Annotated in this window: 8 protein-coding genes and 1 pseudogene; 4 read left to right on the forward strand and 5 right to left on the reverse strand. The window is 50.9% G+C overall.

The window, feature by feature from the left end:
- Positions 1 to 49: 49 nt before the first annotated feature.
- Positions 50 to 2,035, reverse strand: a complete 1,986-nt coding sequence (locus tag GS12_RS17130) for an autotransporter outer membrane beta-barrel domain-containing protein (protein WP_084089752.1) — start codon at positions 2,033 to 2,035, stop codon at positions 50 to 52.
- 145 nt (positions 2,036 to 2,180) lie between these two features.
- Between GS12_RS17130 and GS12_RS17135 the strand changes: the two genes are divergently transcribed.
- From GS12_RS17135 to GS12_RS17145, 3 genes are all read left to right on the forward strand, one after another.
- Positions 2,181 to 2,744 (forward strand): DNA-3-methyladenine glycosylase I, encoded by a 564-nt coding sequence (locus GS12_RS17135; protein ID WP_034949106.1) that lies wholly within the window; start codon positions 2,181 to 2,183, stop codon positions 2,742 to 2,744.
- Between the two features lie 109 nt (positions 2,745 to 2,853).
- Complete coding sequence (locus GS12_RS17140; RefSeq protein WP_034949109.1) at positions 2,854 to 3,516, forward strand: OmpA family lipoprotein; 663 nt, start codon at positions 2,854 to 2,856, stop codon at positions 3,514 to 3,516.
- Positions 3,517 to 3,610: 94 nt separating this feature from the next.
- The gene (locus GS12_RS17145; RefSeq protein WP_034949111.1) at positions 3,611 to 4,636 is read left to right on the forward strand and encodes a LacI family DNA-binding transcriptional regulator; all 1,026 of its coding nucleotides are present in this window, start codon (positions 3,611 to 3,613) and stop codon (positions 4,634 to 4,636) included.
- 29 nt (positions 4,637 to 4,665) lie between these two features.
- Here the strand turns inward: GS12_RS17145 and GS12_RS17150 are convergent, their stop codons facing one another.
- Positions 4,666 to 5,154 (reverse strand): DUF943 family protein, encoded by a 489-nt coding sequence (locus GS12_RS17150; protein WP_034949113.1) that lies wholly within the window; start codon positions 5,152 to 5,154, stop codon positions 4,666 to 4,668.
- Positions 5,154 to 5,990: a DUF3289 family protein gene (locus GS12_RS17155; RefSeq protein ID WP_034949115.1), complete on the reverse strand. Its 837-nt coding sequence runs from the start codon at positions 5,988 to 5,990 to the stop codon at positions 5,154 to 5,156. Before GS12_RS17155 ends, GS12_RS17150 begins: the two co-directional genes overlap by 1 nt.
- 189 nt (positions 5,991 to 6,179) lie before the next feature.
- On the opposite strand from GS12_RS17155, the pseudogene GS12_RS25340 reads away from it, so the two are divergent.
- Positions 6,180 to 6,287, forward strand: a pseudogene (locus GS12_RS25340) (LacI family transcriptional regulator); the annotation flags it as partial.
- An 89-nt stretch (positions 6,288 to 6,376) separates the two neighbouring features.
- Here GS12_RS25340 and GS12_RS17160 read toward each other — a convergent pair.
- Positions 6,377 to 6,862, reverse strand: coding sequence for a DUF943 family protein (locus tag GS12_RS17160; protein WP_052118510.1), 486 nt, complete (start codon positions 6,860 to 6,862; stop codon positions 6,377 to 6,379).
- 10 nt (positions 6,863 to 6,872) lie between these two features.
- On the reverse strand, positions 6,873 to 7,608 hold a 736-nt coding region (locus GS12_RS17165; RefSeq protein WP_034949119.1), incomplete at its 5' end, for a DUF3289 family protein.

Consider the following 7,608-nt stretch of genomic DNA (forward strand, 5'->3'; position numbering starts at 1 on the left):
ACTTGATGAGATACAAGAAAACCATATTGAGCTGGTCGCAGGCGGTAAATCAGAAGCGGGCGCTGACGCCAAGGTTATACATAAACTGCTCGCCAGAGCTGAGGCCGCCCGTTTGCGACACTGAGGCAAAAGCGGCTACGGCGTCACCCAGCGGCATATGCGCGCCCACCGTGACGTCCACCCAGTTGGTATCCTGCCCGGCAGAATCGCGCGTGAAAGACGTTTGAGTTGATTTCAACCCGCCGCCCGCGCGCCAGACATTGTCGCTGAACTGGTGGTTGTAGCTTACTTCCGCCCACGGATTGAGCCAGCCGAACTGCGAGTCCAGTCGCCAGCCAACGGCCCCAACCTGCGAATGATAGTTCTGGTCGTCAAAGCGCATCGCGGTGCTGCTGCTGCCCTGCTCCTGATAGCCGCTCACCTCGCTGTAGTCCAGCGCGTATTGCGCCACCGGGCCGGTGGTCAGCACCGATCCCAGCGGAATATCCCAGCCGGTGGTGATGCGCGCGCCCATTTGCGTGCCGTCCGTCTCACCTCTTTCCGTGCGCGTTGCCGGGCCAAGCACCACGCTGCGCCTGATATTGTCAAAACTGAGCGAGGCGTAATGCGCATCGGCATTAATCCAGCCGTTATCGAAAAACGACAGTTCGCTCCAGGCGGCAACCAGCCAGCCGCGCGTCTTATAGTCATAGCGCGGCGTGGGATGTTGGCTGTCATCAGAGCCGGAAGCCAGCACGCCCACCAGCCAGCGGTCAGTCAGCTTGTAATCCACGCCCAGCGTCAGATTGCGGGTCGTGGCGTCGCCGTCGCCCGCTGCAAAATTGTCTGAATAGTTAAGCCGCTGGCCCGCGTAGCCGCCAAAAACGCTGAGGGAACCCTGCGGATTATCGCTGTGGCGCTGCTGCTGAAGACGACTGTCCAGGGTTGAGCGCATATCGCGCGACATCGCCAGCGTGGCCTGATTCAGCGCTACCGCCTGCGCGGGCGCGTCCAGCACCGACTGAATATAGTCACCGATCAGTAAATGCGCGGCGGGGCTGGGATGCAGGCGATCGGCAAACAGAAACGCCTGTGCATCAGAAAAACCGGCCGACGCTGACGTACAGTCAGCGGCAGACAGGCCCGGCGGGCAGGCCATTCCTGCGGTATTGCTCAAACCGTAGCGCAGCGGATCGTCCAGCACTTCATTAAATAACCCGTTAATGTCCACCCGCACGATGTTGCCGCTTAACCGCGCCAGCTGATCCTCTTCCTGCTGGTTATAACGATCGGTCAGTGCGGCGGCCTGGCTGCCCAGCGCCTGCCATGCCTGATAAAGCTGTCCGGCGATCGCCTGACGGAGCACGGCAATAGTGCTGGCCTGGCCAGCGGCGGCATAAAATGCCTGATAAACCGCCTGATTGCGGGCGTTTCGATCGGGGGTCGCCTGGCCATTTAACGATTGAAAGGCGGCGGCAAGCGCCGCGTCCGCTACCGGCGCCAGCCCCACCTGGATCACCGTCTGAAGCAGGATCGGCGTTGCGCCCACGTCCGGCACCGTCGGCACGATCACCGTATCAGCGCCAGCCCTCAGCAAAGTCTGTACCTGGCTGGCGGCGGCAAAAGCGCTGTTGGTGACAATCTGATTCGCCTGTTGAGGGTTGAGCGCCGCAGCCGCCAGATCGTTTCCTCCCACCCAGTGTACGTACAGTCCGTCAGCATCAGCGCGCCCGCCGCTGCTGGTGAGATAGTGACTGACCTGATCGGCGGTATTGTCCTGCGGGTTAAGTGCAGGAACAGCAACGGCATCGCCTGCCGCATAGTTGGTGCCACCCTCGTCTGACGGGCGCAGCGACTGATTGATTTTTGCCGCCAACACGTCGTCATAGAGCGGATGTCGGCTGCCATCCCAGGTGTATCGCCCGTTGTTCCCGCTGTCGCTCAGGCTGTCGCCAAAAACATAAAGCCGATCCCAGCTCATCGCTGTGCCGGTGGCACAGAGATAGCACGCCGCCCCAAAGGCCATACGGCGCGTCCACTCGCTTTTCTTCAACATGAAAGACTCCTGAAAAAAGAGCCAAAAGGCAGGCTGTTGCGTATTATTAAATTTGTTTACAACAGAATTAACTATTGCCTGGATAGTGGTAACGTCAAGGCTGTTTTACGCAATTTTCACGCACTTTATTAAGGAGCATTTATCAATGCAGCGCTGCGGTTGGGTAAGTCAGGATCCGCTTTATATTGCTTATCATGATGAAGAGTGGGGCGTGCCATTAACCGATACGCGTCAACTGTTTGAAATGCTCTGTCTTGAAGGACAGATGGCGGGTCTTTCGTGGCTGACGGTGCTGAAAAAACGCGAAAACTACCGACGCGCCTTTCACCAGTTCGATCCGCAGGCGGTGGCGCTTATGGGTGAAGAAGACGTGGAAAGGCTGATGCAGGATAGCGGTATTATTCGCCATCGCGGTAAAATCGCCGCCATCATAGCGAACGCGCGCGCGCTGCTGGCTATGGAGGCAATGGGTGAAGCGTTTAACACCTTTGTCTGGCGTTTTGTTGATAACGAGCCGCAAATCCATCGTTATGCCAGTTATCGCGAAGCACCTACCTTCAGCCCCATTTCTGACGCGCTTTCAAAGGCATTGAAAAAACGCGGCTTTAAATTTGTTGGTACGACCACCTGTTACTCTTTTATGCAGGCCTGCGGGCTGATTAGCGACCACTCGACCTCCTGTTTCTGCCATCCTGACAACCTGAAATAGCGCTTGTTTACAATTTCAGACGAATGGCACGTTTTTTTCTCACAATTCAGCGGCATAATCCTCTCTTTTCGGGCACTTTGCCCACCGTTGCAATGATGGAATAAACACGATGAAAAAGACTTCGCTTACCCTCGCTCTGATTCTGAGCGGTACTGTTGCGCTTTCCGGCTGTACCACCAATCCCTATACCGGCGAGCGTGAAGCCGGTAAATCCGGTATAGGCGCCGGCCTTGGCGCGGCGTTAGGCGCTGGCGTTGGCGCGCTCTCCTCCTCAAAAAAAGATCGCGGCAAAGGCGCACTGATCGGCGCGGCTGCGGGTGCGGCGCTCGGCGGCGGCGCGGGCTACTATATGGATGTGCAGGAGGCGAAGCTGCGCGAAAAAATGCGCGGTACCGGCGTCAGCGTGACGCGTCAGGGTAATAATATTGTGCTGAATATGCCAAATAATGTGACCTTTGACAGCAGCAGCAGTACGCTGAAACCCGCCGGGGCCAACACGCTGACCGGTGTGGCAATGGTACTGAAAGAGTACCCAAAAACCGCCGTGAATATCACCGGCCATACTGACAGTACCGGCACGCGTCAGCTCAATATGACGCTTTCGCAGCAGCGTGCTGACAGCGTAGGCAGCGCGCTGATTTCCCAGGGCGTGGCCGCCAACCGTATGCGTACCAGCGGAGCAGGGCCGGACAGCCCTGTTGCATCGAACAGCACAGCCGAAGGGAAAGCACAGAACCGTCGCGTAGAAATCACGCTCAGCCCTTTACAGTAACTGCAACTGACCGGGCTGCCCGGCCCGGTCACCCTTCGCCTGCGCCAGGCAGAACAGATCCAGCGTAAGCTGAAGTGAACATCCGGAAATTATCATGAAACGTCAGGCCGCACGCGCCACCATCAGCGATGTAGCTAAAGCCGCCAGAACCGGAAAAACCAGCGTTTCGCGCTATCTGAATGGCGAGCAGCACGCGCTTTCAGCCGATTTAAAGCAGCGAATTGAGCAGGCCATCGCCGCGCTCGACTATCGTCCCAGCCAGATGGCGCGCGGATTAAAGCGCGGCCACACGCGGCTTATCGGGCTGATCATCGCTGATATCAGCAATCCCTACTCAGTTGAAGTGATGTCCGGTATCGAAGCGGCCTGTCGCGCGCGCGGTTTTACCCTGCTGATGTGCAATACCAATAACGAAGTTGACCAGGAGCAGTATTATCTCAATCTCCTGAGCAGCTATCAGGTTGAAGGTATTGTGGTTAACGCTGTTGGCATGCATGAGAAGGCGCTGAGTCAACTTCAACATTCGCATCTGCCGATGGTGCTTATCGATCGTAAAATTCCCGATTTCCGTTGCGATGTGGTGGGTTTAAACAACGCCGAGGCGGCGGCGCTGGCGACCCGGCACCTGCTCGATCGGGATTTTCAGGCGCTGCTTTTTATCACCGAACCGCTTGGCACGGTCAACACCCGGCACGAACGGCTCAGGGTTTTTACCGACATGATGGCGCAACATCCTTCCCGATATGCAGAGCAGGCGGAAGTTGCACTGAATAATCCGGCGGCAATAGACGCCGTGCTGAAGGCGTTTCATCAACGCTATGGCGCCAGCCGCTGTGCCGTGCTGACGGTAAACGGTGCGCTGACGCTCCAGGTTGCGCGTTCGCTGCGGCGGCTTGATATCGTCTGGGGCAGAGATATTGGTCTGCTTGGTTTTGACGAGCTGGCATGGTCAGAGCTGGCGGGCGTAGGCATCACTACCCTGAAACAGCCCGCCTGGCAAATGGGTTACGCCGCGCTGGAAAAGGTCATCGCGCGCATAGAGGGCGATCGCACGCCGCCTGACGAGCAGATCTTCTCGGGCGAACTGGTGGTGCGGGGTTCGACGAGGCTGGTTGATTGAACACTCTTCTGGAGTAGAAATGTGCGAATTCAGCGAGATATTTCAATCAGTTTTCCATCGCCTTCATCTTTATAATAGCCATCAAAAGTAGTATACCAGATGAGGCCGTTAGCGCTCTTATGAATAAGGAAAATAAGATCCTTTTCAATACAGTTTTCTTTTTCTTTCATATCATCAAAGCAGCGCAGGTCTGTTGTTTCAAAACTTAAACGGGGAACGCTTTCAGGCATTTCTTTATAACCTTTTCCGAAATCATGAAAAAACACAATATAGCTGCCATCTTTCTTTTCAACAGGAATATTAAACTTTTCCTTTAGCATCGCCTTGTTATCATTCCACCAGTTTATCTTCCCCTTATCGGTGACAGGGAAATTCATGACCAATACCGTACTCGATATACCATCCTTATGAACATCGGCAATCATCGTTGGCTGAGAGTATTTGTACATAAAAAATACCGAAAAAAAAGCCACCACCGCTATCAAAGTGATAGTCACTATTTTTTTAAAATTTGACATTATCTCTTACCGTTGACTTCAATTATTGCTTCCATATTTACCATAAAAGGCTTATAAGCCATTTTATTCCATCGCTGCAAAATAAACCAGATACGAAATAGTGGCATATTATGATAGGGTTGCGTCATAATATCCCTGTCATCAAGTCCAAAATGATCCTGTGCCTTGTAATGTAATTTTGCTGTGTAGTTATCACCCTTAATTTGAAGAGATGTAAGCGTTATTGATGTGGCATGAATATCATGTATGGAAATTCCCAGGCCATTAATTCGATCATACCATCGGTCAAATTTAGGCAGAAACGATTCACGAAGTGAGCTAATTATTGTATCCAGGCTGTCTTTAGTAAATGCCTCTTGGTGAAAAGCAAATTGCTCTTGCAGGCGTTTCTTAATAAGCATCAAAGTACTTTTCTCACGCCGGTCATTCTTTATCTGCTGCTCATAAGCAAAATTCAGCGTCGAATCGCTGAACGGCATGCCGTTGCTGTGTTGCATATGGTTAACCATTCTGAGAAAAAGCTCCCGGTGACCAAAAAACGAGACCAGCCATGAATGCTGGCGCATTTCATCAAAAAGCTGATTCGCCACCTCCTGATAATTGATGCGTTCTTTTATCGTCGTCGGGCGCGAAAAGGCATAATTACCAAAAGGATAACGCAACCGTTCGCCGCTCCACGGATCGATGGTTTCAGAAACGTTCTTCAGCGCGTATTGCGCTTTCAAAATCTGCTCACTGAGATCGCCGCAGCGCATATCGTCGGCAAAGTAGTCATCCATACGTCTCTGGCTGCGAAAAAGGGTACAGGGAAGGCGAACTGCGCCGGTGTCAGACATGGCTAATTCCTTTTAGCATTGCGGGCGTCACTGCCCTTTGCCTGCTCAGCATAAGCAGGCATCTGCGCATCGTCTTTCTGTTTAACCGTTTTAGTGCGGAAAATTGCTCACAGCGTGAAGGCGCTCATAAAACCCTGAGCGCCTTTTAACGTTAAAAACGGATGTTGTTAAACATTTTATTTACATCACGCCGCGCCGGAAAAGGTCATTGTGCGCATTGAGGGCGATCGCACGCTGCCTGACGAGCAGGTTTTCTCCGGCGAAGGGGTGGTGCGGGGTTCGACAGCGTTAACTTAATAATGGGCCTGTTCAGGCTTTATGATATCATTCAAAGAAAGTTGAAAATATATTCCCTCATTCCTTGATTGCACAAGCATATTAATTTTTTAATCAATTATCTTAATCAGCTCACCATCGTCTTTTTGCTTATAGTAATTATCGGCCCCCCTATAAAAAGTCTCTCCATAACGATTTTTACTGATCCGGAATAGCATATTTTTCTCGATACAATTTTCTTTAACTTTCATATCATTAAAACAAAGTAAATCTGTGGTTTCTGAACTTAAGCGTGGAACACTCTTTGGCATTGCTCTGTAGCCTTTGTCGAAATCCCAGACATAAACACTGAAACTTCCATCCTCATTTCTTACCGGTAAATCATAATTTTCCCGAAGGTTTTTTTTATTTTTTATCCACCACTCTATCTTACCCTTGTCAGTATAAGGGAAATTTTCCACCAGAATATCACAAGAGATATTATCTTTATGCACCGCAACAATGACGACGGGATGAAGAAAATCATAGAGGATAAAGTATATGCAAGCGACTATTAGCAATGCCAATATCCTTTTCATTATTACCTTTCTCGTCATGAGCATTCCTTCACCTTTCAACCGTTATTTTGATTGTTGTTTCCATATCCACTAAAAAAGGTTTAAAACCCATTTTATCCCAACGTTGTAAAACAAACCAGATACGAAAAAGGGGCATATTATGATAAGGCTGTTTCATGATATCCCTGTCATCAAGCCCAAAATGATCCTGTGCTTTGTAATGGACTACTACAGTATAGTTTTTTTCTTTAATATCAATAGATTTCAGTGTTATCCATGTAGCATGAATATCATGTACAGAAATTCCTAAACCATTTACCCGGTCCATCCATCGGTCAAATCTTGGCAGCGTTGACTTATACAACGCATTGTTTATTTGCTCCAAACAAAAACTTGAAAAGCATGCATTATCCCAATCAATATATTGCCTTAAACCTTCTTTTATCAGAACTAACGTGCTTCCACGACTCCGGTCATTTCTGATCTGCTGCTCATAAGCAAAATTCAGCGTCGAATCGCTGAACGGCATACCGTTGCCGTGCTGCATATGGTTAACCATTCTGAGAAAAAGCTCCCGGTGACCAAAAAACGAAACCAGCCATGAATGCTGGCGCATTTCATCAAAAAGCTGATTCGCCACCTCCTGATAGTTGATGCGTTCTTTTATCGTTGCCGGACGCGAAAAAGCATAATTACCGAAAGGATAACGCAACCGTTCGCCGCTCCACGGATCGATGGTTTCAGAAACGTTTTTCAGCGCGTATTGCGCTTTCAAAATCTGCTCG

The organism is Erwinia oleae (assembly GCF_000770305.1).
GTDB classification, from domain to species: Bacteria; Pseudomonadota; Gammaproteobacteria; order Enterobacterales; family Enterobacteriaceae; genus Erwinia; species Erwinia oleae.

Coding starts and splice junctions, on each gene's coding strand:
- GS12_RS17150 (WP_034949113.1), bottom strand. CDS start 5,154: ATGTCAAATTTTAAAAAAATAGTGACTATCACTTTGATAGCGGTGGTG.
- GS12_RS17155 (WP_034949115.1), bottom strand. CDS start 5,990: ATGTCTGACACCGGCGCAGTTCGCCTTCCCTGTACCCTTTTTCGCAGC.
- GS12_RS17160 (WP_052118510.1), bottom strand. CDS start 6,862: ATGACGAGAAAGGTAATAATGAAAAGGATATTGGCATTGCTAATAGTC.
- GS12_RS17140 (WP_034949109.1), top strand. CDS start 2,854: ATGAAAAAGACTTCGCTTACCCTCGCTCTGATTCTGAGCGGTACTGTT.
- GS12_RS17130 (WP_084089752.1), bottom strand. CDS start 2,035: ATGTTGAAGAAAAGCGAGTGGACGCGCCGTATGGCCTTTGGGGCGGCG.
- GS12_RS17135 (WP_034949106.1), top strand. CDS start 2,181: ATGCAGCGCTGCGGTTGGGTAAGTCAGGATCCGCTTTATATTGCTTAT.
- GS12_RS17145 (WP_034949111.1), top strand. CDS start 3,611: ATGAAACGTCAGGCCGCACGCGCCACCATCAGCGATGTAGCTAAAGCC.